This is a genomic window from Phenylobacterium sp., from assembly GCF_030651185.1.
GTDB lineage: Bacteria > Pseudomonadota > Alphaproteobacteria > Caulobacterales > Caulobacteraceae > Phenylobacterium.
This window is the reverse complement of the sequence record NZ_JAUSCJ010000019.1, coordinates 1-24935: the sequence shown is the minus strand read 5'-3', so window position 1 is coordinate 24935 and position 24935 is coordinate 1. Positions and strand designations below refer to the sequence as shown.

Genomic DNA, 24935 nt, shown 5'->3' with positions numbered 1-24935 from the left:
CGCCGCCGCCGTGGCCGCCGTGACGGCGCCGAGCCCCGTCCTGAGGGCGCGGCCGCCGCCGCGCCGAGCGAACCGCGCGCGCCTGCCGACGCCAAGGGTGAGTACGAGGATGACGGCCAGGGCGGCCGCCGTCGCCGCCGAGGCCGCCGTGGCGGTCGCCGGATGCGCGATGACAGCCGTCCGCAGGACGCCTTCTCCTGGACCCGTCCCTGGGTGCCCTATGGCGACGATCCCTTCGTCTGGCACGACCCGGCGGAAGACTTCCGCACTCCGGTCGCGGCCAATGATGGCCCGGTCGCCTCGGTCTCCGAGGCGGTGGAGCTGGACAACTCGCCGATGGTCGCGCCGGCCACCGAGGGCGGCGACGACATGTGGGTCGAGCTGCCGGCTCTGGACGACAAGCCCAAGAAGACCCGAGCCCGCCGTGGCCGCGGTCGTGGCCGCAGCGACGAGGCCGATGTGGCCGAAGCGCCGGCCGCCGCCGAGGAAACCCCCGATCCCGTCGCGGTGATCGAGGAAGCCGCCGCGCCGATCCCGGAGCTGGTCGCCGAGGTCGAGGCGCCCGCCGCCCCGGCCAAACGCAGCCGCGCCCGCAAGCCGAAGGCCGAGGCGGTGGTCGCCGAGGCCGCCGCGGACGAACCCGCCGTGGAAGCCGTGGCCGAACCGGTCGTCGAGGCGGCGCCTGCGAAGCCTGCCCGCGCGTCCAGGGCCAAGGCGCCGTCCGCCGCCGCTGATCCGGCGGAAATCTCGACCCCTCCCGCCGCGCCTCGCAAAGGCTGGTGGCGTCGGGGTTGACGGGGTAGGCTGAACCAATGAAGGGCTGGGGGGCGCTTGGAGTTTCGACGATGGCGTCCCCTTCCCACTCGCTCTCCCGCCTGGCCCTGACGGCGAGCCTCGCGCTCAGCCTGGTGGTCCAGGCCGCGCCGGCGCGGGCCCAGGAGGGCGTCTCCCTGATCCGGGACACCGAGATCGAGGAGACCCTCCGCAAGGACTCCGTGCCGCTGTTCGAAGCGGCCGGCGTCGACTCCAAGTCCATCCGCATCCTGCTGATCGGCTCGAAGGACCTGCAGGCCTCGGCAGGTCCGGGCCAGATGGCGGTCTATACCGGCCTGATCCTGGAGACCGAGAACCCCAACCAGCTCCAGGGGGTCATGGCCCACGAGATCGGCCACCTGGCCGGCGGCCACTCGGCGCGCTCCGGCGACATGAACTCAGCAGGCATGAGACCCTTCCTGCTGACCATGGGCCTGGGCGTCCTGGCGGCCCTGGCGGGCTCGGCCGAGGCGGCTGCGGGCCTCGTGGGCAGCGCCAACTATTTCGGCACGCTCGGCGCCATGGGCTACAGCCGCGAACAGGAATCCCGCTCCGACCAGGCGGGCCTCACCTATCTGGAGAAGGCTGGCCTGTCGGGCCGAGGCCTCGTCGAGTTCTTCGACAATTTCCGCTACCAGGAGGTGTTCCAGGAGGCGCGCCGCTTCGCCTATTTCCGAAGCCACCCCCTGTCGTCAGACCGGATCGAGGCGCTGCGCAGCCGCGCCCAGGTGCTGCGCAACTACGATCAGAAGGACAGCCCGGAGGCGATCTCCGAGCACGCCATCATGAAGATGAAGCTGGACGCCTTCATCAACCCCCAACTGGTCATGGGCCGGCTGGACGAGAAGGATCAGTCCTATACGACCCGCTATGGCCGGGCGATCGCCTACTACCAGCTCAAGGAGCCGGACAAGGCGCTGAAGATCATCGACGACCTGCTGGCCGAACAGCCCGACAATCCCTACCTCTACGAGCTCAAGGGCCAGATCCTGTTCGAGTTCGGCCGGGCCGACGAGGCCGAGACGCCGCAACGCAAGTCGGTCGCGCTGAAGCCTGAGGCGCCGCTGCTGCGCATCAACCTGGGCCAGACCCTGATCGCGCTGACCGACGAGAAGAAGGTCGATGAGGGCATCGGTGAGCTGAAGCGGTCACTCGCGATCGACGAGGAGAACGCAGAGGCTTGGCGTCTGCTGGCCCAGGCCTACGACCACAAGGCGCAGGACGGCCTGGCCCGCTACGCCACCGCCGAATACAATTTCCAGATCGGCAATCGCCAGCAGGCTCTGGTCTTCGCCATGCGCGCCCGGGAGAAGCTGGAAAAGTCCACGCCCGAATGGCGCCGCGCCACAGACATAGTCCTGGCCTCATCTCCCAGCAAGGACGACCTCAAGGACCTGGCCAAGGAAGGCTCGATCCGCCGGGGCTCGCTCCGCTGACCTTTCCCACACCCCAAGCCAAGCAGACCGAATGAAAACCCCGTTCCGCGCCGTCCTAGCGCTTGCCGCTATCCTCGCCCTCTCCGGCTGCCAGAAAACCGCCGACGCCGCCTTCGGCCAGAAGGTGCGCGCCTACCTGCTGGAACACCCTGAGGTGATCGAGGAGGCCGTGCAGAAGCTGCAGGAGAAGAAGATCGCCGAGGCCGCCAACATCGCGAAGGCCGGCATGGTCAAGCACCGCGAGGCGCTGGAGCGGGACCCGCGCGACTTCGTGGCCAACCCGAACGGCAAGATCACAGTGGTGGAGTTCTTCGACTACCGCTGCGGCTACTGCAAAACCTCGGCGCCGGAGATTCTGAAGATCATCCGAGACAACCCGGACGTCCGCTTCGTCTTCAAGGAGTTCCCGATCTTCGGCGGTGAATCGACCCTCGCGGCCCAGGTCGCCCTGTCCCCGGCCGGCAAGGCCAAGGGCCTGGACCTCTACCGGAGCTTCATGGGCGAGAAGGCCCTCGACAGCGCCTCCATCGACCGCCACCTCGCCGCGGTGGGGATCAACCCCGCCCAGGCGCGCGCCGCCGGGGAATCGGCGGCCGTCCAGAAGCACATCTCCGAGACCCGCGAACTGGCGCAGTCCCTCGGCATCGAGGGCACGCCGGCCTTCATCGTCGGCGACCGCATGGTCCCCGGCGCCGATATGCCGGCCCTGCGCGCCGCCATCGCGGCGGCCAAGGCCGGCGACACCAAGGCCAGCTAGACCCTTTCCGGATCAGGTTGAAACAACCTGAGCGGATGAAAAGGGTCTATCTTCTTGAATCTAGAGCATGTCCGGGCGGCGAACAGGTTCCCACTTGCGCCTGACATGCTCTAGACAGCACGCGCCACCCAGAGCTGCTCGCCGCCATAGGCGGCGGGCGATCGCTGGAAATCCGAATAGACGCTCAACGCCTCGAACCCCGTGAGTTCCAGCAGGTAGGCCATCTCCTGGCGCGTCGACCAGCGCAGGGTCCACGAGGTCTCGTGACTGCCCAGCACACCGCCCTCGGCGTCCAGTTCCTCGATCCGCATCCGCTCGCCGGTCGTCTGCTCGAACGGGTTGGTGTGGCGGCCCAGGCAGGTCCGCCGGAAGCGGCGGCCGGTGACGGGATCGACCGCCTCCCGGGGCGGTAGGAGCGGCGGTTCGCCAACGCACACGTCCAGGTTGGCGTCGAACATGTCGATCACCAGCATCCCGCCGGGATTCAGGCAGCGCCAGATCCGCTCCAGCGTCCTGCGCTGGTCGGCGGGGTCGGTCAGGTGCTGGAAGGACCGCGCGGGGATCAGGACCAAGTCGAACCGGTCCTGGGTCTCGAAGTCCTGCATGGGCGCGCAGACCAGCCGCGCGCGACCCCAGGCTGACGGCCGCAGGGCCTGGAGCTTGCGGTCGGCGAGATCCAGCATCGCCCGCGAGATATCCACGCCGGTCACCTCGAACCCCGCCTCCACCAGCGGGGTCAGGATGCGTCCAGTGCCGCAGGCCAACTCCAGCACCTTGCCGCCGCGGTCGCGGGCCCGGTCCAGGTAGAATTCGATGTCGCCGGTCAGCTTGCCGGCCTGGGCGGCGAACAGGTCATAGCTCTCGACGGCGAGGCCGCCGCCGTAGAACGCGTTGGGATTGAGGTCGTCGTGGGCCATTGGAAGTCCTGTCTCGGTAAGTCCGGGGACAGGGTGGCCGATCCTCCAGCCCCGTCCGTTTCCGGCGGGGCTGTTGAAGGAAGCGGCTAGTCGCGCGCACGCCCTCCAACGCCCCGCAAGGGAGCGATGGTGGAGGTCATGATCTGGGCGGCGCGATGCAGCATGCCGCCCGATAACCTTGACAACCCCCGGTGTAAAGTCCCCCCTTCCCTTCCCCCCCGGCGCCTGTGTCACCGCTAAAAGAAAAAACGCCCGGGAGGCGACATGACCGAACGCGTACTCGTGATCGGGGCTGGAATAGGCGGTCTGTGTACCGCCCTGGCCCTGGCCTCGCCCGAACGAGAGCTGATCCTTCTTGAGCGCGACCCCTCGCCGCCCACCGGCGATGCCGATGAAGCCTTCGCCGACTGGGCCCGTCGCGGGGTGGGGCACCTGCGCCACAGCCACGCCTTCCTGGCTCGCCTGCGGCTGATCCTGCGCGACGAGCACCCGCGCCTGCTGGCGGACCTGCTGGAGGCCGGCGCCCGCGACCTGGGCTTCGAGCAGATGCTCAGCGACGAGCTAAAGAGAGGCTATCGTCCCCAGCCCGAAGATCGCGACTTCGTGGTCCTCACCAGCCGCCGCACCACCCTGGAGCTGGTGATCCGGCGCTATGTGGAGCGGCTGGCCAATGTGGAGATCCGCTCCGAGGTCTTCGTCACCGGCCTGAAGATCGCGCCCGGCGCGCCGCCGCGGGTCATCGGTGTCACCATCGAGAACGGCGAGGACATCCTGGGCGACCTGGTGGTGGACGCCGCCGGGCGCACCACGGCGTCCATCGAGCAGCTGGTGGAGGCCGGCGCGGCGATCACCGAGGAGTCGGAGACCGCCGGCATCCTCTACTTCACCCGCCATTACCGCCTGAACCCCGGCATGACCGAACCCCCGCGCGGCAGGGCGCCGGGCACCGGCGACCTGGGCTTTCTGAAGTACGGCGTCTTCCCGGCCGACAACGGCTGGTTCTCCATCACCATGTGCGTGCCGGAGATCGAGCTGGAGATGCGCAAGGCGATTGTCAGCCCTGAGACCTTCAACGGGATCTGCGAACAGATCCCCGGCCTGGTCCCCTGGACAGACCCGGCCCGGGCCCAGGGCGTCAGCCGGGTGTTCGGCATGGGCGACCTGCACAGCCGCTGGCGGGACATGACGCGCGGCGGCGCGGCGACGGTGCTGGGTTACTTCCCCCTGGGCGATAGCCTGGTGCGGACCAATCCGCTCTACGGCCGGGGCTGCTCCTTCGCCGCCATCAGCGCCTACGCCCTGCGCGATTCGCTCGGCCAGACCCCCGATCCAGCCGCGCGCCTGCTGGCCTATCAGGACCGCATCAACACCAGCCTGAAGCCCTACTATCAGGACATGCTCAACCAGGACCGCCAGGCGATCCGCCTGGCCCGCAACACGCTGTCCCCCGGCCACAGGCCGAAGCTGAAGGCCCGGCTGATGAAGCGGTTCCTGGAGGATGGCGTGGCCGTGGCGATCCGCTCCGACGTCGGCCTGCTGCGGGCGGCCCTGCGCGGGTTCCACATGCTTGAGCACCCCTCGGCCTGGCTGAAGCGGCCGGCCAACATCTTGCGTGTGCTGGGCTACTGGGCGCGGGGGAAGAAGGCCAACGCCGCCGCCTACCCGCCCAAGCTCGGGCCAGGGCGCCACGAAATGCTGACCGCGCTTGGGCTTTCGCCGCAGCTGGACATCGACCGGCTGGCCGCCGCCTAGGTTTAGGCGCCGGCCGCAGTCGTGCTCAGGGGGTGGGCTGCAGGGAGAACAGGGAGCCCGCGGCCATCTGATCCCGCGTCGCCTCGGGGGCCAGGGTGGCGGCCTTGTCGAGCTCCACCAGTTCGGGCGGGACGTACCAATGCAATTTATCCGAGTGATATGCCTCCCACACCACCTTGGCCACATCCATGGGCGGGATGGCGCGGAACAGGCCCTCCTTGGGCGCCGCCGCCGCCGCGCCGGGGGGCAGGATCGGGGTGTCGATCAGGCCGGGCAGCACGTCGGCGACGCGGACCCCGTAGACCTTGAACTCCACCGACAGCGCCTCGCTGAGACCCTTCACGGCGTGCTTTGTGGCCGAATAGACCGCGATCCCGGCCATGCCGAAGGTGGCTGACGACGATGAGGTGGTGAAGCACAGCGAGTTGGGGGTGGCCTTCAGCAGCTTGATCCCCTCATGGATGCCGATCAGCACGCCGACGAAATTGACCTGCACCACGGCCAGGACATCCTCGAACGGCTGGTCGGCGAAGGGGCCGCCTCGGCCGATCCCGGCATTGTTGTACAGCAGGTCGAGCTTGCCACCGGTCGCCGCCCCGAACTCGGCGAAGGCGGCCTGGTAGTCGGCGCGGTCGGTGACATCCAGGGTGCGGACGAGGCAGTTCTCAGGCCCCAGCTCGGCCTCCAGGGCCTTCAGCCCCTGCGCGTTGACGTCATAGCCGCCGACGAACCAGCCCTTCTCGTGGAACAGGCGGGCGGTCTCGCGGCCCATGCCCGAGGCGGCCCCGGTGATGAAGATCGACTTACGTCCCTTGGCCTGGCCCATGGCGGCTCCTCCCTATCGCTGATTTTATCGTCTACCCTTGGCGTAGCGTAAGGCCAGACCGTCGTGCGCGAGGTGGAGTTACGCTTGGATGACGACCGCAAAGACGCCGGCTAACACGCTCTCGGATGTCGCCCATCATATCGCGGAGCATCACCCCGACATTCTTGCGACCCTGGTCAACAAAAAGCGGCGGCAGCTGTCCGACCTGGTGGGGAAGTTCCACAAGAACACTGTCGCGCACGGACCCTTCAAGGGTCTTCAGCTGCATACCGACGCGCACTGGGGCGGCGCAGACAGAGGCGTGATGCTCCTGGGTCTGTATGAGCGAGAGATCCTGGACGCCCTCGCCTCGAAACCCACCAAGTACGAGACCCTCATCGATCTTGGCGCGGCCGACGGCTATTACGGCGTCGGCGTCCTAGTGAACAATCTCTGCAAGAATTCATACTGTTACGAGATCACCCAAAACGGCCGGGACACGATCCAGAAGAACGCGGACCTCAACGGGCTCGCCGACCGCATCACCATTCGCGGTGAGGCGACGAAGAGCTTCTACGACGACATATCCGAGGACGAGCGGTCGAGATCGATCCTGCTGATCGACATCGAGGGCGGCGAATTCGACATCGTTGACGGCGGCACCTTCGCCGCGTTCCGCAATTCCATCATCTTGATCGAGATCCACGACTGGCTGGAAAACGCCGAGGCCAAGATCTTGAAGATGCGCGCCGACAGCGACGACACACACACCATCACCGCCCTGGTGACCGGCGCGCGCGATCTGTCTCAGTTTCGCGAACTGCGCATGATGAGCGACACCGACCGGTGGCTGCTGTGTTCCGAAGGCAGGCCACGTCTGATGTCGTGGCTGCGGTTCGACCCGATCGTCTGACGCGCCTTCAGATCAGTCCCGACTGCGGCGAGGACGGATCACCGTAGACTCGGCGCGGCATCCGCCCGGCCAGGAACGCCTGCCGCCCGGCGATGACCGCGTGCTTCATGGCGCTGGCCATGAGGATGGGGTCGCGGGCGTCGGAGATGGCGGTGTTCATCAGGACGGCGTCGCAGCCCATCTCCATGGCGATGGCGGCGTCAGACGCCGTGCCGAGGCCGGCGTCCACCAGGACCGGGACCTTGGCCTGCTCGATGATCAGGCCGATATTGACCTTGTTGAGGATGCCCATCCCCGAGCCGATCGGGGCGGCCAGCGGCATGACGGCGCAGGCGCCGGCGTCTTCCAGCTTGCGGGCGTAGACCGGGTCGTCGGTGCAGTAGACCATCACCTGGAAGCCTTCCGAGATCAGCATCTTCAGGGCGCGCAGGGTCTCTTCCATGTCGGGATAGAGCAGCTTGGGGTCCGACAGCACCTCCAGCTTCACCAGGTCCCAGCCGCCGGCCTCGCGGGCCAGCCGCAGGGTGCGCACCGCCTCCTCGCCGGTGAAGCAGCCGGCGGTATTGGGCAGGTAGGTGAAGCGGTCGGGCTTCACATAGTCCACCAGCATCTGCTGGCTGGGATCGGACAGGTTCACCCGGCGCAGGGCCACGGTGACGATCTCCGCGCCCGCGGCCTCGGCTGCGGCGGCGTTTTCCGCATAGTCCTTGTACTTCCCCGTGCCGATGATCAGCCGCGAGGTGAAGGTGCGGCCGGCGACCGTCCAGGTATCGTCCTGGGCTTGGGTGTGAGTCGTTCCGTCCATGTCAGCCGCCTCCGATGAAGTGGACGATCTCGATCCGGTCGCCGTCGGAGAGCGCGGTGGCGCCATAGGCCGAGCGCGGCACGATCTCGAGATTGCGCTCCACGGCCACCTTGCGGGGGTCCAGGCCCAGGCTCAGCACCAGGGCGGCCAGGTCCGAAAGGCCCGAAAAGGACCGCGCCTCGCCATTGATGGTCAGGGTCATGACCGCCTCGTCCAACACGTCGTCCATTCCCAGTGCTTGTGACCCCCGCCGCCGCCCGTTACAAGACGGCGGAATCGACGGCGGAGCCGAATGTCGAAACCGATCTATGTGCTGAGCGGGCCCAACCTCAACCTCCTGGGCGTCCGCGAGCCCGAGATTTACGGAAAAGCCACGCTGGACGATGTGCGCAAGCTCTGTGAGCAACGCGCCGCCGCCCTGGGTCGCACCGTCGTGTTCCATCAGTCCAACCACGAAGGCCAGCTGATCGACTGGGTGCAGGAGGCCCGCACCCAGGCCTCCGCCCTGGTGATCAACCCGGCAGGCTATGGCCACACCTCCATCGCCCTGCTGGACGCCCTGAAGATGCTCGATATCCCGATCGTCGAGTGCCACCTCTCGAACCCGGCGTCGCGCGAGGCGTTCCGCCGGGAAACCTACGTTTCGTTGGCGGCCACCGGACTGGTGTCCGGCTTCGGCGCGCAAAGTTATGTCCTGGCTATCGAAGCCGCCGCGGGTCAGTCCGCGTAACTTCCTCAAGCCAAAGAATAAGGGTCTTTTCCATGGCTAGCACTCCGAAGGCTCCCGCCGATCCGATCGACGCGCGTCTGGTGCGCAAACTGGCCGACATCCTCACCGATACCGGCCTGACCGAGATCGAGGTGGAGCATTCCGGGCTGAAGATCCGCGTCGCCCGCACCCTGACCGCCGCCCCGGCCCAGTACGTTCAGCAGGCCCCGATGGCCGCCGCGCCGCTCCAGGCCGCGCCCGTCGCCGTCGCCGCCGCGACATCCGACGCGCCCGCCGCCGCGACCCGCGCCGCCGGTGACGTGGTGAAGTCGCCGATGGTCGGCACGGTCTATATGCAGCCCGCCCCCGACTCCCCGGCCTTCGTGAAGGTCGGCGACACCGTGGCGGCCGGTCAGACCCTGATGATTATCGAGGCCATGAAGACCATGAACCCCATCCCGGCCACCAAGGCGGGCAAGGTGGTGGAGATCCTGGTGGGCGATGGCGACCCCGTGGAGTTCGGCGAACCCCTCGTCGTCATCGAGTAATCCGATGTTCGAAAAAATCCTCATCGCCAACCGGGGCGAGATCGCCCTGCGGATTCACCGAGCCTGCAAGGAAATGGGCATCTCGACGGTGGCGGTCCACTCCGAGGCTGACGCCGGCGCCATGTGGGTGCGGCTGGCCGACGAAAGCGTCTGCATCGGCCCCCGCTCGGCGGCCAAGAGCTACCTGAACATTCCCTCGATCATCGCGGCCGCCGAGATCACCGGCGCCCAGGCCATCCATCCGGGCTACGGCTTCCTGTCGGAGAACGCCCGCTTCGCCGAGATCGTCACGGCGCACGGCTTCACCTTCATCGGCCCCAAGGCCGAGCATATCTCGATGATGGGTGACAAGATCACCGCCAAGCAGGCGGTGAAGAACGCCGGCATCCCCGTGGTCCCCGGCTCCGACGGCGCCGTGACCACCGAAGAGGAAGCCTTCGCCGCCGCCAAGCAGATCGGCTTCCCGGTCCTGATCAAGGCCGCCGCCGGCGGTGGCGGGCGCGGCATGAAGGTGGCCCTCAACGAGGACGAGCTGGCCGAGGCGGTCTCCACCGCCCGGGCCGAGGCGCGCGCCGCCTTCGGCGACGATTCGGTCTACATGGAGCGCTACCTCCAGACCCCGCGCCATATCGAGATCCAGGTGATCGCCGACAGCTTCGGCAATGTCTGCCACCTGGGGGAACGCGACTGCTCCCTGCAGCGGCGTCACCAGAAGGTGCTGGAGGAAGCCCCCTCCCCGGTCATCGACGCGGCGGGCCGCGCCAAGATCGGCAAGGTGGTGGTCGATGCCATCAAGGCCATCGGCTATCTCGGCGTCGGCACCATCGAGTTCCTGTACGAGAACGGCGAGTTCTTCTTCATCGAGATGAACACCCGCCTGCAGGTGGAGCACCCGGTCACCGAGGCCATCACCGGCATCGACCTGGTGCGTGAACAGATCCGCATCGCCGCGGGTCTGCCGCTGTCCTTCCGCCAAGAGGATATCGTCTTCGAGGGCCATGCCATCGAGTGCCGGATCAACGCGGAAAACCCGAAGACCTTCGCCCCCTCGCCGGGCCTGGTCACCGACTTCCACGCTCCCGGCGGCCTGGGCGTTCGCCTGGATAGCGCCCTTTATGCCGGCTATTCGATCCCGCCCGACTACGACAGCCTGGTGGGCAAGCTGATCGTTCACGGCCGCGACCGCGAGGAGTGCCTGGCGCGCCTGAACCGCTGCCTGGGCGAGATGGTGGTGGGGGGCATCGAGACCTCGATCCCGCTGTTCCAGGAGCTGATCCACCAGCCCGACATCATCTCCGGAACCTATGACATCCATTGGCTGGAACGCTGGATGAAGTCGCAGGCCGACCTGTCGGCCTGAGGCCTGAGATTGTGACGCGGACGCCCATGCAGTCCTTCTCCCCTTGCGGGAGAAGGTGGCCGCCCGGAGGGCGGTCGGATGAGGGGTCGCTCTCCCCTCGACATCTGTCCTTGAAGCCCGATCCGGAGAGGTCCGTGCGGCCCCTCATCCGACCCTGCTCCGCAGGGCCACCTTCTCCCGCAAGGGGAGAAGGGCTCCAAGACCTCAAGCCATGAACACCTTTGGCCCGGCCGAGCTGCTCGACTGCTATGCCCGCGGCGTCTTCCCCATGGCCGATGCGCGGGACGACGACGCGGTCTTCCTGATCGATCCGGAACGCCGGGGGGTGATTCCTCTGGCCGACTTCCACCTCTCCAAGCGGCTGGCCCGCACCGTGCGGGGCGATCCCTTCGAGGTGCGGATAGACTCAGCCTTCTCCGACGTCGTGCTGGCCTGCGCGCAAGCCCGGCCCGGACGCACCGAGACCTGGATCAACGGGCCCATCGAGCGGCTCTACGCCGACCTGTTCGCCATTGGCCACGCCCACAGCGTCGAGTGCTGGGCCGGCGACGAGATGGTGGGCGGGCTCTATGGCGTCTCGCTGGCGGGCGCCTTCTTCGGCGAGAGCATGTTCTCCACCCGCACGGACGCCTCCAAGGTGGCCCTGGTCCATCTGGTGGCGCGGCTGATCGCGGGGGGGTTCGTGCTGCTGGACGCCCAGTTCATGACCGAGCACCTGGCGCAGTTCGGGACCGAGGAGATTTCGCGGGCCGTCTACCGGCGCCGGCTGGCCAAGGCGCTCGCCTTCAGCGGCGAGTTTCAGCGGCTGCCGGCGGCCACGACGGGGGCCGTGGCCCTGCAGGTGATCAGCCAGGCGTCATAGACCGGGTGCTGCAGCGGGTTCAGGCCCGGCGATGACGCATACATCCAGCCCTTGAAGGCCTGACGCGGCGGGGGGGTCGGCTTGCCCGGCGCGGCGCGCGGCTGAGAGTCCACCGTCAGATAGGCCATGGTGTCTTCCAGCGGCTCGTCGGCGGCGGCCTGCTCGCAGGCCTTCACCGTGAAGACCAGGGTCTTGTAGCGCACCGGCTGGCCCACAGCGGCCTCGAAGCGGACGGTCTCGGCGGTGACCTTGTCCAGCGCCTGGATGATGGCGACGTCGTAGCGGGCGCGCTTGATGGTGCTCTGGGCGGGCTTTTCCACGACCTGCGCCTTGGGGGGCGTGGCGGGCGCCACCTCGGAGGCCTGGACAGGCGGCGTCGCCACCGGCGCGGGGACCGGAACAATGGCGGGCGGCGCTTCTTCGGCCGGCGGCGTCTGGTTGGCCGCCGGGAGGGGCGCCGGCGCGATCGGCGCGGGCGGCGGGACCGGCGCCATGGGCGCGGCGGTCTGGGCGGCCACGATCCCCGCCGCCGCCAGGGCTGCGAGGCTGACCGTCAGGGCGATGAGCGGACGCCGGCCCACTATTCCGGCCGCCAGGCCTCGTAGTCGCCGGTCGCCTTCTGGCGCTCGCCGCCACGGCTGATGGAGCCCTTGGGCCGCCAGGCGTTGATGGTGCCGGTCATGTTGGGAAGGTGATCCTTCTCCCAGACCTGACGCTTCAGCGGCTCCTTGGTCGGCGGTTCCTCGAACGTATGGTGCAGCCAGCCGTGCCAGTCGGGCGGAACCTTGGAGGCCTCGGCGTAGCCGGAGTACATCACCCAGCGGCGCAGGCGACCCTTGTCGTAGGAATCGCTGTCGTCCTTGGCCTGGTAGTACTTGTTGCCCATGTCGTCCGTGCCCACGAGCACGCCGCGGCGCCAGACGGTGAAGAGCGCGCCGAGCGTGGCGCCGTTCCACCAGGTAAAGATCGACTTGAGCACGTTTTTGAAGATCCAACGGGGTTGGGAGGCGGGCGGACTATAGGCGGCGCCCTACCGAGCGTCCAGCGGCGCGATCACCGCAAGATGTTGTTGAGAACTGCGCTGCGACCACAACATCTGTTGCGACAAGCGGTCCAGGCGCCTAACCTCGCGCCCGTGGGAGACAAACCGTTGCGAAGCGAACCGGGCCGGATCGAGCGCAGGCCTCTTGAGCGCGCCGACAGCGTGGTCGAGGTCCTGGCCCCGGCCGCCTGGACCGATGCGCGAGTCGAGGCCTGGCTGGACTGGGCGCAGGGCGAGACCGACCTGCCCGCCGCCATCTTCCGCAAGGCCGAGATCATCGCCGAACAGGCCGGCGCCCTGGCCCTGCTGCCCGACGCCCGCACCCGCGCCGCCTTCCGCCGCGACCTGGGCGCCGCCCTGCTGGCCGGCCGGCTGGCCATCGCCGAACCCCGCGCCCTCGATGCGCCCGGTGTTATCGCCGCCCACGACAGCGACTACGTCAAGGCGCTGACCACCCTGCGGGCGCGGCGCCGCGGCCGGGTCTCGGCCCGCGCGGCCGCCTCCGCCCTGGCCCAGCGCCTGCAAGGGGTGATGGACGCCATCGCCCGCTGCGACGGTGACCCCGCCGCCTGCGCCGATCCGCAAGCCAATCTCAGCCTGGCCCGCGCCGCCGAGGCCGCCCGCGGGGCCGGCGCCACCGATATCATGATCCTGGACGCCATGACCCTGGCGCGCGCCGGGGAAGACCTGTGGTCGGCCCAGGCCCAGTTCGAGAGCGGGGACGGCCCCGGCCTGATCGCCGCCCTGCCCGCCAACCTCGCGCAGAACGACACCGCCCTGGCCGCCGCGGCCTGGGAAACCGGCGCCGTGGTCGCCGCCTTCGCCGACGGCGCCGCCCCACAGATCGCGCAGACCTGGGCGGCGACGCGGGGCGCCGTGGACCTGCTGGCCTTCGGCACGGGCGCCGACTTCGACGGCGAGGGATTCGACGACGCCGTGGGCCTGGCCGCCATCGCCCTGGCCGCCTTCGGAGGACCGGTGGCGCTCGGCCTGGGAGGCGTCGCCGACTGGCTGGCCGCCCAGGGCCTGGCCTATGATTCGAACGCCGGCCGCCTGGCCGCCCGCGAGATCTATCAGCGGGCGCGGACCGCCATGGCCGACATTCCGCTGACCGGCGGGCTGGCGGTGTTCGACGATCCCGACCTCGCCCTGCGCCTGGGGGGATCGTCCGGCTCCGCCGCCCCGTGGCTGGGCCCGGTGACGGTGGCCGAGACCGAGGACGGGGCGCTCACCCGCGTGCTGTCGGAGGCCGCCCTGCAGGGGCTCAGCGCGCTTGGCGCCGACATCCCGGCCGCCCGCGCCCACCTGATCGGGCGACTGGACCTGTCAGAGGCGCCCGGCGTCGACCACGCCGCCCTCAAGGCCCGCGGCTTCACCGACCACGAGATCGCCTCGGCCGAGGCCGCCCTGCCCTTCGCGGCCCACCTGCGCGACGCCTTCTCGCCCCTGGTGGTGGACGCCGGATTCCTGTCCGACGTGCTGGGGGCCAGCGACGCCGACCTGGCCAACCCGGAGTTCGACACCCTGGCGCTGGCCGGGTTCACCCCGGACGAGATCGCCGCCGCCGAGGCTCACGTGCTGGGCGGCGGAGCCCTGGCCGACGCGCCCTTCCTGACGCCCGAGCAGCGGCAGGTGTTCCTCACCGCCGAGGACCTGGGGCCGACCCCCTATTTCGCCATGCTGGCCGCGCTTCAGCCGGCCCTGGACCTGCCCGCCATCGCCGAGATCGAGCTGGAGTGGGACACCGCGCCGGCCGACGCCCAGGCCCTGCTGGCCGAGGCGGCCCAGGCCCGGGTGGCCGCCGTGCGCATCCGCCGGTCTGATCCGCCGCTGAGCTTCTTCCTGGACCTGCCCAAGGCGGCCGACGCCCCGGCCCGCGCCGCCCGCGAGCCCGAGCGCCCCGCGCCGCCGCCGGAGGAACGGATCGTCGAGCGCATCGTCGAGCGCGACCGCACGCGGCGCAAGCTGCCCGACCGCCGCAAGGGCTATATCCAGAAGGCGGCCGTGGGCGGCCACAAGGTCTATCTGCACACCGGCGAGTATGACGACGGCGAGCTGGGCGAGATCTTCATCGACATGCACAAGGAGGGCGCGGCCTTCCGATCGCTGATGAACAACTTCGCCATCGGCATCTCCATCGGCCTGCAATACGGGGTGCCGCTGGAGGAGTTCGTCGACGCCTTCGTCTTCACCCGGTTCGAGCCGGCGGGGCCGGTGACCGGCAACGACTCGGTGAAGTCGGCCACCTCGATCCTCGACTACCTGTTCCGCGAACTGGGCATTTCCTATCTGGGCCGCGACGAACTGGCCAACGCCGACGGGGAGCTGAACGCCGACGGCCTGGGGCGCGGCCAGGACGAGGGCGAGCCGGAGCCAGAGAACATCCCGGCCTCGCACTTCATCTCGCGGGGCTTCGCGCGCGGCGCGACCCCCGACAACCTGGTCTTCCTGCCCAGCGCCAACGCGCGCGCCGCCCGGCTGGAGGCCGATGTCTGCGCCGCCTGCGGAGACCTGGCCGTGGTGCGCAAGGGCGCCAGCCTGATCTGCGAATCCTGCGGCGTGCGCGCCGGCCCCCAGGACAGCGACCGCACCGGCTAAGCACGGTCACCGGACCTTAGGTTTTCAGGGCTAGGCAGAAGGGGTCTTTCGCCGGAGCCCGCAGATGAAACCGCTCGCCCTGCTCTGCCTGGCCGCCGCCCTGGCCGTCGCCGCGCCCGCCCAGGCCCAGAACGCCGGCCAGATCGCCACGGCGCGCAAGGGGGCCAGCTGCCCCAAATGCAACCTGTTCCAGGCTGACTTCTCGGGACTGGAGATCAAGGGGCGCAACTTCGCCGGCGCGCGGCTGCGGCAGGCCGACCTCAGCCTGTCGGTGATGAACCGCGCCAATTTCGGCGGGGCCGACCTGCGGGACGTCAACGCCTATGGCGGGGTGTTCTCTAGCGCCAATTTTGCCGGCGCCGACCTGACCCATGCCAGCTTCGTCGGGACCTATCTGGAGGGCGCCAATTTCGCCGGCGCGACCCTGGACGGGACCAACCTGTCGGGCGCCGAAATGGACCGCGCGCGGGGTCTCTCCCAGGCTCAGCTGAACCGCGCCTGCGGGGATGGCGCCACCCGGCTGCCACCCGGCCTGCGTGTGCCCGGCTGCTAATCTGTCAAGAATTACCGCGATTTAAGTAGCCTGAGGCCCCCTCCATAGGCACATGGTGCCCTCATGTTCGGCTCCTTCCGCACCGCCCTGACTCGTATCGCCCCGCTGGCCGCCTCCCTGGCCGTCGCGGTGGCTGTGGTCCCCAGCGCCGCCCTGGCCTGGGCCGGCGAGAAGGAAGTCGCCAGGCTGGTCTCGTTCGGCGGCGCCTGCGCCAAGTGCGAACTGTCGGGCCGCAAGCTGACCGGCGCCCAGTTCAACGGCGCGAACTTCGCCGGCGCGGCCCTGGTGGGCTCGGACCTGCGGGAGGCGCGGTTCTACGGCGCCAACTTCGCCGGCGCCGACCTGTCGCGGGCCGACCTGTCGGAGTCCGAGATGATCGGGGCCAATTTCGGCTCGGCCAACCTGTCCGACGCCAAGCTGCGCGATGTCCAGGCCAAGGGTGTGAGCTTCTCTTCCGCCAACCTGGCCAATGCCGACCTGCGCGACCTGCAGGCCCAGGGCGCCAATTTCGGCCGGGCCTCGATGAGCGGCGCCCAGCTCAATGACGGCGAACTGACCGGCGCCAATTTCAGCAAGACCGACGCCCGCGGCGTCAGCTTCCGCGACGCCGCCATGCAGGGCGCGGTGCTGTCGGGCGGCCGCTTCGAGCGCGCCTCATTCCGCGACACCAATCTGGACTCCGCGGTGCTGTCGGGCGCGATGTTCGCCGGCGCCGATTTCCGGGACGCCAGCCTGCGCCGCACGATGCTCTACGGCGTCGACCTCTCCAAGGCGCGGAACCTGGATCAGGCCCAACTGGACGAGGCCTGCGCCGACACCTCCACCAAGCTGCCGGCAGGGCTGGTGGCCCGGGGCTGCCATGGCGGCGGCGCGCGCCTGACCGGCTGGCGGCCCCCGGCCCCGCCGGCGGCCCCCAAGGCGCCGCGGCCGCCCGCCGAGCCCCGCTTCCTGATCAGCGCCGACTAGGCGCCGCCGCCTAGACCTTGATCGGCGGGGCCAGCCGGATGTGCAGCTCCTTGAGCTGCTTTTCCTCGACGTCCGACGGCGCGTTCATCAGCAGGTCCTGGCCCTGCTGGTTCAGCGGGAAGGCAATGACCTCGCGGATGGCCGTCTGGCCGGCCAGCAGCATGACGATGCGGTCGATGCCGGGGGCCAGGCCCCCGTGCGGCGGCGCGCCATGGCGGAAGGCGTTGAGCATGCCGCCGAACTGTTCCTCGACCACGCTGGGGCCGTAGCCGGCGATCTCGAAGGCCTTGAGCATAAGTTCCGGCAGGTGGTTGCGCACCGCGCCCGAGCACAGCTCGTAGCCGTTGCAGACGATGTCGTACTGGTAGGCCAGGATGTCCAAGGGGTCCTTGGTCTCCAGGGCCTCCATCTCGCCCTGCGGCATGGAGAAGGGATTGTGCGAGAAGTCGACGTGGTTGGTTTCCTCGTTCATCTCGAACATCGGGAAGTCGACGATCCAGACGAACTCGAAGCGGTCCTCGGCCACCAGGTTCAGGTCGGTCCCGACCTTGGTGCGGGCGGAGCCTGCGAACTTGTAGAAGGTCTTCGGATCGCCTGCGACGAAGAAGGCCGCGTCGCCCTGGCCCATGCCGATGCCGGCCATCAGGGCCTGCGTGGCCTCGGCGCCCAGGTTCTTGGCGATCGGGCCGCCCCAGGCGCCCTGGTCTTCGCTCCAGAAGATGTAGCCCAGGCCGGGCTGACCCTCGCCCTGCGCCCAGGAATTCATGCGGTCGCAGAAGGCGCGACTGCCGCCCTTGGGCGCCGGGATCGCCCAGACGGCGTTCTTGGCGTCTTCCAGGATGCGGGCGAACAGGCCAAAGCCGCCGCCGCGGAAGCTTTCCGACACGTCGGCCATCTTGATGGGGTTGCGCAGGTCGGGCTTGTCGCTGCCGTACCAGGCGATGCTGTCCCGATAGGGAATGCGCGGGAACGGATAAGGGGTGACGCTCTTGCCGTCGGCGAACTCCTCGAAGACCCCGTGCATCACCGGCTCGATGGCGGCGAAGATGTCGTCCTGGGTGACGAAGCTCATCTCCACGTCGAGCTGGTAGAATTCCAGGCTGCGGTCGGCGCGCAGGTCCTCGTCGCGGAAGCACGGCGCGATCTGGAAGTAACGGTCGAAGCCGGCCACCATCAGCAGCTGCTTGAACTGCTGGGGCGCCTGCGGCAGGGCGTAGAACTTGGACGGGTGGATGCGCGAGGGCACCAGGAAGTCGCGCGCACCCTCCGGCGACGAGGCCGTCAGGATCGGGGTCTGGTACTCCAGGAAGCCCTGGCCGATCATGCGGTTGCGGATCGACTGGATGACCTTGGAGCGCAGGACGATGTTCTTGTGCAGGGTCTCGCGGCGCAGGTCGAGATAGCGGTGCTTAAGCCGCAGCTCCTCGGGATAGTCGGGCTCGCCGAACACCGGCAGCGGCAGCTCAGCGGCCTCGGAGATCACGTCGATGGACGACACGCGGATCTCGACCTCGCCGGTGGGCAGGTTGGCGTTGATGGTGTCGGCCGAGCGGGCCAGGACCTGGCCGTCCACCCGGATCACGCTCTCGGCGCGCAGGCGCTCGACGCGGTCGAAGCCGGGGGTCTCGGGACTGATCACCAGCTGGGTCAGGCCGTAGTGGTCGCGCAGGTCGATGAACATCAGCCCGCCGTGGTCGCGCTTGCGATGGATCCAGCCGGACAGGCGGACATTCTGGCCGGTGTCCGTCGACCGGAGGGCGCCGCAGGTATGGGAACGGTGGGGATGCATGGTCGCCAAAGCTCTAGAAAATCAAGGCGCGGAAGGGCGCATGAGGGGGGTCGAAAGTCAAGTTTCAGCCCCGGCTACTTCGGCTTGAACCGCTTGCTGGTCGGGAAGCCCTTGGGGGCCAGCTTGCCGGCGGCGGCGCGTTTGGCGAGCCAGTCCTTCCACTCGGCCCAGACGCGGGTGCGGCCGGCGGGATCGATCCAGGTGGCGCCGTCGGCTTCGTTGAAGACGATGGCGTCGCGCAGGCCGCCCTCGCGGTAGGTCTGCAGCTTCACGCCCTTGCCGCGCGGCATTTCCGGCAGCTCGGCCAGGGGGAAGATCAGGATCTTGCCGTTGTCGCCGATGACGCCCAGGTGGTCGCCGGTGGCGGGCATGGCGAAGGCCGCGCCCTTGGCGCCGACATTCAGCACCTGCTTGCCCGCGCGGCGTTGGGAGATGGCCTCCTCCTCCGGCATGACGAAACCGTAGCCTTCCTTCGAGGCGATCACCCGTTTGGAGCCCGCCTTGAAGGGGAAGAGGTCGATGATGTCGGTCTTGTCGTCGAGATCCAGCATCAGCCGCAGGGGCTCGCCGTGGCCGCGGGCCGAGGGGAGCTTGTCGCAGCCGACGGTGAAGAACCGGCCGTCGGAGGCGAAGATCAGCAGCTTGTCGGTGGTCTCGGCCGGAACCAGGAAGCCGAGCTTGTCGCCTTCCTTGAACTTCAGCTCCGAGGGGTCCTCCACCCGGCCCTTGGCGGCGCGGATCCAGCCGCGGTCCGACAGGATCACGGTGATCGGCTCGCGCACGATCATGGCTTCCATGGCCGCCTCGGCGTCCCAGACCGGCGCGACGTCGAAGGTCGAGCGGCGGCGGCCGAGCGTGGTGTCGGGGCCAAGGATCGCGCGCACGTCCTTCAGGCCCACCCCCACCAGCTTCCACTGCTGCTTGTCGTCGGCCAGCATCTTGACCAGGCCGTCGCGTTCCTCGGCCAGTTCGGCGTGTTCGCGGCGCAGCTCCATCTCCTCCAGCCGGGCCAACTGGCGCAGGCGGGTGTTGAGGATGGCGTCGGCCTGGATGTCGGAAAGCTCGAAGGCCTCGATCAGCTTGGCCTTGGGCTCGTCCTCGTAACGGACGATGCGGATCACCTCGTCCAGATTGAGGAAGGCGATGACCATCCCGTCGAGGATGTGCAGACGGGCCTCGATCTTCGCCAGGCGGAAGCGGGCGCGGCGGACCAGCACCTCGCGACGGTGATCCAGGAAGGACTGCAGGCAGCGCTTCAGGCTCATGACGCCGGGCGTGCCGCGCGCGTCCAGGACGTTCATATTGACCGGGAAGCGGGTCTCCAGGTCAGAGAGCTTGAACAGGCTCTCCATCAGCACCTCGGGCTCGACGTTGCGGCTCTTGGGCTCAAGGATCAGGCGCACGTCCTCAGCGCTCTCGTCGCGCACGTCGCCCAGCAGCGGGGCCTTCTTGAGCTCGATCAGGCCGGCGAGCTGTTCCACCAGGTCGGCCTTCTTCACCTGGTACGGAATCTCGGTGATGACGATCTGGTAGGTGCCCCGGCCGTTGTCTTCCTTCGACCAGCGGGCGCGGACGCGGACGCCGCCACGGCCGGTCTCGTAGGTTTCGGCCATCGAGGCCTTCGGCTCGACGATGATGCCGCCCGTCGGGAAGTCGGGCCCCTGGACCAGCTCCAGCAGGTCCAGGGTCGTGGCTTCGCGGTTGCTGAGCAGCAGCAGGCAGGCGTCGATCAGCTCGGCGGCGTTGTGCGGCGGGATCGAGGTGGCCATGCCCACGGCGATGCCCGACGAACCATTGGCCAGCAGGTTGGGGAAACCGGCCGGCAGGACGACGGGCTCCTCGTCCTCGCCGTCATAGGTGGAGCGGAAGTCCACCGCGTCCTCGTCGATCCCGTCCAGCAGCAGCTGAGCGGCGACGGTGAGCTTGCACTCGGTGTAGCGCATGGCCGCGGCGTTATCGCCGTCGATATTGCCGAAGTTCCCCTGGCCGTCGACGAGCGGATAGCGCTGGGCGAAGTCCTGGGCCAGGCGCACCAGGGCCTCATAGACCGCAACGTCGCCGTGCGGGTGGTACTTACCGATCACGTCGCCGACCACGCGGGCGCACTTCTTGGCGGTGGTGGTGGGGTCCAGCCGCAGCATGCGCATGGCGTACATCAGCCGCCGGTGCACGGGCTTCAGGCCGTCGCGCACGTCGGGCAGGGCCCGGCCGGTGATGGTGGAGAGCGCATAGGCGAGATAGCGCCGGGACAGGGCCTCGGACAGGGGCTCGTCGATGATGCGGTCGCCGTCGCCCTCGAAGGGCGGTGGAGTGTGTTTGGACATGGGAGAATCGCGAACTCGGTTGCGCGGTGATTCTAGCGGCCCTCGGCGCTCGCGTCTCTAGAGCCGGTCTGCGTCAGATAGACGGTCCACAAGCCAGAGTCTGGCCTGGGGCAGCGGCCGGTTCAGGGGATTGAACACGAAGGCCTGCAGGAAGTGGGCGGTGAGGTCGAGGCCCGCCCGGACGTCGCCCGGCTGGATGCCGCCCTGGGCCGAAAGCAGGAAGGGCGGCAGGTGCAGCAGCTTGTCCTTGTAGGGCTCTCCGGCCTCTGCGCTCACCGCCCGGCCAGTGCGCGGGCTGACATAGATGAGGTTGTCCAGCACGCCGGTGGCGGCGCACTTCGACAGGTCCAGGCCAAAACCCAGGTCCTGAAGCAGGCCGGCCTCGAACCGCACGAAGATGGCCGGCCAGATGTCAGGATGGATGAGGGAATCGGTCAGGGCCTCGAAGGCGTAGAAGGCGCCCGGATGCGGTTCACGCTCCGGCAGGGCGGCGGCGGCCACGGCGGCGGCGGCGGACAGGCCGGCCAGGGCGAGCGCATCGTCGAACAGGGCCGACGGCCCCTCCCCCACCGGCTCCACCGAAGCCGAGCCCAGCTGGTCGGAAACCCGGGCGCGATAGGACATCACCGCCCGCGCGCCGGGCTGCAGAAACGGCTTGATCCGGCGCGACGTCCCGCCGGGCACATGGGCGGCGTAGCGGCCGTGGTTGGCGGTCAGGAACTCGACAATTGCCCCGGACTCCCCATGGGGCCGGGCTGAGAGCACGAAGGCGTCGTCTTCGAATTCCATGGCGTCAGGCGATCGCCAAGGCTCCTTCTCCCCTTGCGGGAGAAGGTGTCGGGCGAAGGCCCGACGGATGAGGGGTCGCGCTCCGCTCTCGGAACATAACAGCCGTCATCCCGGGCGACCGCAGGGAGACCCGGGATCCAGGGGGATTGATCGCGGCCCCTGGGTGACTGCTTCGCGCCGCCGCTTCGCGGTCCCAGCTCTCCGCTTCGCTGCGGCCGGGATGACGTTGGAGGTTGTCGGATAGAACTATCGACCCCTCATCCGACCCTGCTCCGCAGGGCCACCTTCTCCCGTAGGGGGAGAAGGACCGCGAGGCGGCGGCCTTAGACATCGAAGTCGAGGCCCACGTCGCCGTAGAACTCGCGCTTGTCGGCCCAGCGTTCGTCGACCTTCACGGTCAGGAACAGGTGGACGGTCTTGTCCAGCAGGGTGGTGAGTTCCTCGCGGGACTTCTGGCCGATCCATTTCAGGGTCTGGCCGTTGGCGCCCAGCACGATGGGGCGCTGGCTGTCGCGCTCGACATAGATGGTCTGCTCGATGCGCAGGGAGCCGTCCTTGCGCTCCTCGAAGGACGTGGTCTCCACGGCCGCCGCATAGGGCAGCTCCTCGTGGACGCGGAGGTAGATCTTCTCGCGGGTGATCTCGGCGGCCAGCAGGCGGACCGGCAGGTCGGCGGTCTGGTCGGCGGGATAGAGCCAGGGGCCCTCGGGCATCAGCTCGACGAGACGCTTGGTGAGGTCGTCGACGCCGGCGCCGGTGGCCGCCGAGATCATGAAGACCTCGGTATAAACCCCGGTCTCGAAGAGCCGCTGGGAGATGGCCAGCAGGTTCTCGCGCTTGACGCCGTCGATCTTGTTGAGCGCCAGGATCACCTGCTTGCCGGCGGCCTTCAGGCCCTCGACGATGGTGTCCACGTCGGCCATGCCGCGGCGGTCGGCGGCCTTGCCCTTGCCGTCGTTGACGGCGATCTCGGCGGCGGCGTCCACCAGGTGAACCACGGCGTCGGCGTCCTCGGTTCCGCCCCAGGCCGAGCGGACCATGGCCCGGTCCAGGCGGCGGCGCGGGGTGAAGATGCCCGGGGTGTCCACCAGGATGATCTGGGTCTCACCCTCCATGGCGACGCCGCGCACCGGGAAGCGGGTGGTCTGCACCTTCTGGGTGACGATCGAGACCTTGGCGCCCACCATGCGGTTGGTCAGGGTGGACTTGCCCGCATTGGGCGCGCCGATCACGGCGACAAAACCTGCGCGGGTCATTGGGCGGTCTCGTGTTTCAACAACATCACCTGAGCTGCGGCCTTTTCGGCCTCTTGTTTCGAGCGGCCCTGGGCCGCCTGGGTTTCGTAGCCCTCGATCGCCACCTGGACGGTGAAGACGGGGGCGTGGTCGGGGCCGGTCCGGGAGACCAGGCTGTAGGCCGGAAGCGCCAGGCCCTGGGCTTGGGCCCATTCCTGCAACCGGGTCTTGGAATCCTTGTGGCGCGGCTCGTCGAGGGTTTCGAACTGCGGCGCCCAGAAGGTCTGGAAGAAGGTCCGCGCCGCGTCCATTCCGCCGTCTATGTATAGCGCAGCGATGAGGGCTTCGCACGCGTCGCCCAAAACCGTGTCGTTTTCGCGGGCGCCGATCTTGGTGGCGCTGGCCGCCAGCCGCAGGGCGTCGGGCAGGCCGATCTCGCGCGAGACGATGGCGCAGGCGTGGTAGTTGATGAGGGTCGCCATCAGCCGGCTCATCTCGCCCTCGCGGGCCTCGGCGTTGCGCTCCATCAGGGCTTCGGCGGCCAGTAGGTTCAGCACCCGGTCGCCCAGGAACTCCAGCCGCTCGTTGTGGCGCACCTTGGTGGCCCCGTCGCCGACGCTGGCGTGGGTCAGGGCCCGCTCGAGAAGTTCGCGGTCCTGGAAAACGTGGCCTATGCGGGCCTCGAGTTGGGAGACCGCGACTTCGCGCTTGTTCATTTCAGGGTGTTGAAGAACCGGCTGGGCCGCGCATCCAGGACCCAGGTCCAGGGCTTGAAGAGCGAAGCGCCCTTGTTCCAGGACAGCATGATGATCCGGGCCTTGCCCACCAGGTTCTCGGCAGGGACGTAGCCGACGCCGATTTCCGCCGGGACGCGGCTGTCCAGCGAGTTGTCGCGATTGTCGCCCATGAAGAAGTAGTTGTTCTCCGGCACCACGAAGACCTCGGTATTGTCGACGTCGCCGTCGGGACCGAAGTCGTAGGTGATGAACTTCTTCCCATTGGGGAAGGTCTCTTCATAGCGCTCGACGTTGCGGGTGAAGCCGTAGCCGGAGTCCACCATCACCGGCGCCAGGGGTTTGCGCGGGACCGCCACGCCATTGATGAAGAGCACGCCGCCCTTCACCTGGATGCGGTCGCCAGGCAGGCCCACCAGGCGCTTGATGTAGTCGATATGGCCGTCGCGGGGCAGCTTGAAGACGATGATGTCGCCGCGGTCCGGCTTCCGCTCCAGGATTCGCCCCTTGAACAGCGGCGGGCTGAAGGGGATCGAGTTCTTGGAGTAGCCGTAGGAATATTTCGACACGATGATGTAGTCGCCCTCCAGGAGGGTCGGGTCCATCGAGGCCGAGGGAATGGTGAAGGGCTGGAAGAACAGCACCCGCAGGAACAGCGCGATCAGCAGGGCGTAGACGACCGTTTTCACGATCTCCACCACCTCGTTCAGGGCTCCGGACTTCTCGGAGCTTTCCGCGCTGTGCACGTCTTCAGTCATAGATGGGTTCCGAACATCCGGACGCGCCGGCGCATTGAGGGCCTGTAGCTAACCGCTGCATAGCCCAGCGGCAAGAGTCGCGCCCGTGAACTCTTTATCCAGGCGAATGGGTCGCAGAATCCGAAGTCTGGCTATCGGCGCCGGTTTGGGCGGCCATTCGGCGGTCGTGATGCGCCACCACGGCGCGGGCGACAGCGGCCATCAGGTCCTGACGCTCCGACACTGGGCGGCGGGTCTGGGCGATCATCACCGCGACCGCATAGCTGTGGCCGTCCGGGGCGGTCATGATCCCCACGTCGTTGAAGCCGGTGGCCACCGCCCCCCAGACCTGGCCGGTGCCGGTCTTGTGGGCCTGGCGCCAGCCCGGCGCGAGGCCCGCCGGCAGGCGGCCGGGGCCGGTGGCGGTCTCGCCCATGATCTTCAGCAGCAGGTCGGTGGAGGCCGGCGACAGCAGGTCGCCCCGCTTCAGC

General features: G+C 68.6%; 24 protein-coding genes and 1 pseudogene. 12 read left to right on the top strand and 13 right to left on the bottom strand.

The features are described 5' to 3' along the window. From Q7J39_RS08570 to Q7J39_RS08560, 3 genes and pseudogenes are all read left to right on the top strand, one after another. Positions 1 to 795 (top strand): annotated as a pseudogene (locus Q7J39_RS08570) (ribonuclease E/G); the annotation flags it as partial. Between the two features lie 50 nt (positions 796 to 845). After that, on the top strand, positions 846 to 2249 hold the full coding sequence (locus Q7J39_RS08565; RefSeq protein WP_304822898.1) for a M48 family metalloprotease: 1404 nt from the start codon (positions 846 to 848) through the stop codon (positions 2247 to 2249). A 31-nt stretch (positions 2250 to 2280) separates the two neighbouring features. Next, positions 2281 to 3006 (top strand): DsbA family protein, encoded by a 726-nt coding sequence (locus Q7J39_RS08560; RefSeq protein WP_304822896.1) that lies wholly within the window; start codon positions 2281 to 2283, stop codon positions 3004 to 3006. Positions 3007 to 3116: 110 nt separating this feature from the next. Here Q7J39_RS08560 and Q7J39_RS08555 read toward each other — a convergent pair whose 3' ends face one another. After that, positions 3117 to 3923, bottom strand: a complete 807-nt coding sequence (locus Q7J39_RS08555) for a bifunctional 2-polyprenyl-6-hydroxyphenol methylase/3-demethylubiquinol 3-O-methyltransferase UbiG (protein WP_304822894.1) — start codon at positions 3921 to 3923, stop codon at positions 3117 to 3119. A 264-nt stretch (positions 3924 to 4187) separates the two neighbouring features. Between Q7J39_RS08555 and Q7J39_RS08550 the strand changes: the two genes are divergently transcribed. Further along, positions 4188 to 5675, top strand: a complete 1488-nt coding sequence (locus Q7J39_RS08550) for an NAD(P)/FAD-dependent oxidoreductase (RefSeq protein WP_304822892.1) — start codon at positions 4188 to 4190, stop codon at positions 5673 to 5675. Positions 5676 to 5700: 25 nt separating this feature from the next. Here Q7J39_RS08550 and Q7J39_RS08545 read toward each other — a convergent pair whose 3' ends face one another. Next, entirely contained in the window at positions 5701 to 6501 is an 801-nt protein-coding gene (locus tag Q7J39_RS08545) for an SDR family oxidoreductase (RefSeq protein WP_304822889.1), read from the bottom strand. Between the two features lie 88 nt (positions 6502 to 6589). Between Q7J39_RS08545 and Q7J39_RS08540 the strand changes: the two genes are divergently transcribed. Next, positions 6590 to 7393: an FkbM family methyltransferase gene (locus Q7J39_RS08540; RefSeq protein ID WP_304822885.1), complete on the top strand. Its 804-nt coding sequence runs from the start codon at positions 6590 to 6592 to the stop codon at positions 7391 to 7393. 7 nt (positions 7394 to 7400) lie between these two features. Here Q7J39_RS08540 and Q7J39_RS08535 read toward each other — a convergent pair whose 3' ends face one another. Further along, positions 7401 to 8198 (bottom strand): thiazole synthase, encoded by a 798-nt coding sequence (locus Q7J39_RS08535; RefSeq protein ID WP_304822883.1) that lies wholly within the window; start codon positions 8196 to 8198, stop codon positions 7401 to 7403. Position 8199: 1 nt separating this feature from the next. Continuing rightward, positions 8200 to 8400, bottom strand: a complete 201-nt coding sequence (gene thiS, locus Q7J39_RS08530; protein ID WP_304822900.1) for a sulfur carrier protein ThiS — start codon at positions 8398 to 8400, stop codon at positions 8200 to 8202. Between the two features lie 90 nt (positions 8401 to 8490). Between thiS and Q7J39_RS08525 the strand changes: the two genes are divergently transcribed. The 4 genes from Q7J39_RS08525 to aat all read left to right on the top strand — a co-directional run bounded on the left by Q7J39_RS08525 (position 8491) and on the right by aat (position 11677). Further along, the gene (locus Q7J39_RS08525) at positions 8491 to 8928 is read left to right on the top strand and encodes a type II 3-dehydroquinate dehydratase (RefSeq protein WP_293493101.1); all 438 of its coding nucleotides are present in this window, start codon (positions 8491 to 8493) and stop codon (positions 8926 to 8928) included. Between the two features lie 32 nt (positions 8929 to 8960). After that, a complete protein-coding gene (gene accB / locus Q7J39_RS08520; RefSeq protein WP_304822878.1) occupies positions 8961 to 9455 on the top strand; it encodes an acetyl-CoA carboxylase biotin carboxyl carrier protein in 495 nt (164 codons plus the stop codon). Between the two features lie 4 nt (positions 9456 to 9459). Then, the gene (gene accC / locus Q7J39_RS08515; protein WP_304822875.1) at positions 9460 to 10815 is read left to right on the top strand and encodes an acetyl-CoA carboxylase biotin carboxylase subunit; all 1356 of its coding nucleotides are present in this window, start codon (positions 9460 to 9462) and stop codon (positions 10813 to 10815) included. A gap of 211 nt (positions 10816 to 11026) precedes the next feature. Then, entirely contained in the window at positions 11027 to 11677 is a 651-nt protein-coding gene (aat, locus tag Q7J39_RS08510; RefSeq protein ID WP_304822872.1) for a leucyl/phenylalanyl-tRNA--protein transferase, read from the top strand. On the opposite strand, the gene Q7J39_RS08505 is transcribed toward aat, so the two are convergent. Both Q7J39_RS08505 and Q7J39_RS08500 read right to left on the bottom strand, forming a co-directional pair. Continuing rightward, on the bottom strand, positions 11614 to 12258 hold the full coding sequence (locus Q7J39_RS08505; RefSeq protein ID WP_304822869.1) for a DUF2155 domain-containing protein: 645 nt from the start codon (positions 12256 to 12258) through the stop codon (positions 11614 to 11616). The two genes, aat and Q7J39_RS08505, sit on opposite strands and share 64 nt — an antisense overlap. Next, complete coding sequence (locus Q7J39_RS08500; protein ID WP_304822867.1) at positions 12258 to 12656, bottom strand: NADH:ubiquinone oxidoreductase subunit NDUFA12; 399 nt, start codon at positions 12654 to 12656, stop codon at positions 12258 to 12260. The genes Q7J39_RS08505 and Q7J39_RS08500 overlap by 1 nt, the downstream gene beginning before the upstream one ends. Positions 12657 to 12827: 171 nt before the next feature. Here Q7J39_RS08500 and Q7J39_RS08495 point away from each other — a divergent pair, with 171 nt between their 5' ends. The 3 genes from Q7J39_RS08495 to Q7J39_RS08485 all read left to right on the top strand — a co-directional run bounded on the left by Q7J39_RS08495 (position 12828) and on the right by Q7J39_RS08485 (position 16836). Next, the gene (locus Q7J39_RS08495; RefSeq protein ID WP_304822864.1) at positions 12828 to 15317 is read left to right on the top strand and encodes a ribonucleotide reductase; all 2490 of its coding nucleotides are present in this window, start codon (positions 12828 to 12830) and stop codon (positions 15315 to 15317) included. Positions 15318 to 15381: 64 nt separating this feature from the next. Beyond that, entirely contained in the window at positions 15382 to 15870 is a 489-nt protein-coding gene (locus Q7J39_RS08490) for a pentapeptide repeat-containing protein (protein ID WP_304822862.1), read from the top strand. 63 nt (positions 15871 to 15933) lie between these two features. Next, the gene (locus Q7J39_RS08485; protein ID WP_304822859.1) at positions 15934 to 16836 is read left to right on the top strand and encodes a pentapeptide repeat-containing protein; all 903 of its coding nucleotides are present in this window, start codon (positions 15934 to 15936) and stop codon (positions 16834 to 16836) included. Between the two features lie 10 nt (positions 16837 to 16846). Here the strand turns inward: Q7J39_RS08485 and aspS are convergent, their stop codons facing one another. The 7 genes from aspS to Q7J39_RS08450 form a co-directional block, all read right to left on the bottom strand. Beyond that, positions 16847 to 18634: an aspartate--tRNA ligase gene (aspS, locus tag Q7J39_RS08480; protein ID WP_304822855.1), complete on the bottom strand. Its 1788-nt coding sequence runs from the start codon at positions 18632 to 18634 to the stop codon at positions 16847 to 16849. A 65-nt stretch (positions 18635 to 18699) separates the two neighbouring features. After that, a complete protein-coding gene (gene parC / locus Q7J39_RS08475) occupies positions 18700 to 20949 on the bottom strand; it encodes a DNA topoisomerase IV subunit A (RefSeq protein WP_304822852.1) in 2250 nt (749 codons plus the stop codon). Between the two features lie 57 nt (positions 20950 to 21006). After that, on the bottom strand, positions 21007 to 21738 hold the full coding sequence (gene recO / locus Q7J39_RS08470; RefSeq protein WP_304822849.1) for a DNA repair protein RecO: 732 nt from the start codon (positions 21736 to 21738) through the stop codon (positions 21007 to 21009). A 323-nt stretch (positions 21739 to 22061) separates the two neighbouring features. Next, positions 22062 to 22994: a GTPase Era gene (gene era, locus Q7J39_RS08465; protein WP_304822846.1), complete on the bottom strand. Its 933-nt coding sequence runs from the start codon at positions 22992 to 22994 to the stop codon at positions 22062 to 22064. Continuing rightward, complete coding sequence (gene rnc, locus Q7J39_RS08460) at positions 22991 to 23689, bottom strand: ribonuclease III (protein WP_304822843.1); 699 nt, start codon at positions 23687 to 23689, stop codon at positions 22991 to 22993. Before rnc ends, era begins: the two co-directional genes overlap by 4 nt. Further along, a complete protein-coding gene (gene lepB / locus Q7J39_RS08455; protein WP_304822840.1) occupies positions 23686 to 24465 on the bottom strand; it encodes a signal peptidase I in 780 nt (259 codons plus the stop codon). The genes rnc and lepB overlap by 4 nt, the downstream gene beginning before the upstream one ends. A gap of 94 nt (positions 24466 to 24559) precedes the next feature. Next, on the bottom strand, positions 24560 to 24935 hold a 376-nt coding region (locus tag Q7J39_RS08450; RefSeq protein ID WP_304822837.1), incomplete at its 5' end, for a serine hydrolase.

Bases quoted from the DNA above. Each gene is read 5' to 3' on its own strand.
- Q7J39_RS08565 (WP_304822898.1), top strand. From the start codon at position 846: ATGGCGTCCCCTTCCCACTCGCTCTCCCGCCTGGCCCTGACGGCGAGC.
- Q7J39_RS08560 (WP_304822896.1), top strand. From the start codon at position 2,281: ATGAAAACCCCGTTCCGCGCCGTCCTAGCGCTTGCCGCTATCCTCGCC.
- Q7J39_RS08555 (WP_304822894.1), bottom strand. From the start codon at position 3,923: ATGGCCCACGACGACCTCAATCCCAACGCGTTCTACGGCGGCGGCCTC.
- Q7J39_RS08550 (WP_304822892.1), top strand. From the start codon at position 4,188: ATGACCGAACGCGTACTCGTGATCGGGGCTGGAATAGGCGGTCTGTGT.
- Q7J39_RS08545 (WP_304822889.1), bottom strand. From the start codon at position 6,501: ATGGGCCAGGCCAAGGGACGTAAGTCGATCTTCATCACCGGGGCCGCC.
- Q7J39_RS08540 (WP_304822885.1), top strand. From the start codon at position 6,590: ATGACGACCGCAAAGACGCCGGCTAACACGCTCTCGGATGTCGCCCAT.
- Q7J39_RS08535 (WP_304822883.1), bottom strand. From the start codon at position 8,198: ATGGACGGAACGACTCACACCCAAGCCCAGGACGATACCTGGACGGTC.
- thiS (WP_304822900.1), bottom strand. From the start codon at position 8,400: ATGACCCTGACCATCAATGGCGAGGCGCGGTCCTTTTCGGGCCTTTCG.
- Q7J39_RS08525 (WP_293493101.1), top strand. From the start codon at position 8,491: ATGTCGAAACCGATCTATGTGCTGAGCGGGCCCAACCTCAACCTCCTG.
- accB (WP_304822878.1), top strand. From the start codon at position 8,961: ATGGCTAGCACTCCGAAGGCTCCCGCCGATCCGATCGACGCGCGTCTG.
- accC (WP_304822875.1), top strand. From the start codon at position 9,460: ATGTTCGAAAAAATCCTCATCGCCAACCGGGGCGAGATCGCCCTGCGG.
- aat (WP_304822872.1), top strand. From the start codon at position 11,027: ATGAACACCTTTGGCCCGGCCGAGCTGCTCGACTGCTATGCCCGCGGC.
- Q7J39_RS08490 (WP_304822862.1), top strand. From the start codon at position 15,382: ATGAAACCGCTCGCCCTGCTCTGCCTGGCCGCCGCCCTGGCCGTCGCC.
- Q7J39_RS08485 (WP_304822859.1), top strand. From the start codon at position 15,934: ATGTTCGGCTCCTTCCGCACCGCCCTGACTCGTATCGCCCCGCTGGCC.
- parC (WP_304822852.1), bottom strand. From the start codon at position 20,949: ATGTCCAAACACACTCCACCGCCCTTCGAGGGCGACGGCGACCGCATC.
- recO (WP_304822849.1), bottom strand. From the start codon at position 21,738: ATGGAATTCGAAGACGACGCCTTCGTGCTCTCAGCCCGGCCCCATGGG.
- era (WP_304822846.1), bottom strand. From the start codon at position 22,994: ATGACCCGCGCAGGTTTTGTCGCCGTGATCGGCGCGCCCAATGCGGGC.
- rnc (WP_304822843.1), bottom strand. From the start codon at position 23,689: ATGAACAAGCGCGAAGTCGCGGTCTCCCAACTCGAGGCCCGCATAGGC.
- lepB (WP_304822840.1), bottom strand. From the start codon at position 24,465: ATGACTGAAGACGTGCACAGCGCGGAAAGCTCCGAGAAGTCCGGAGCC.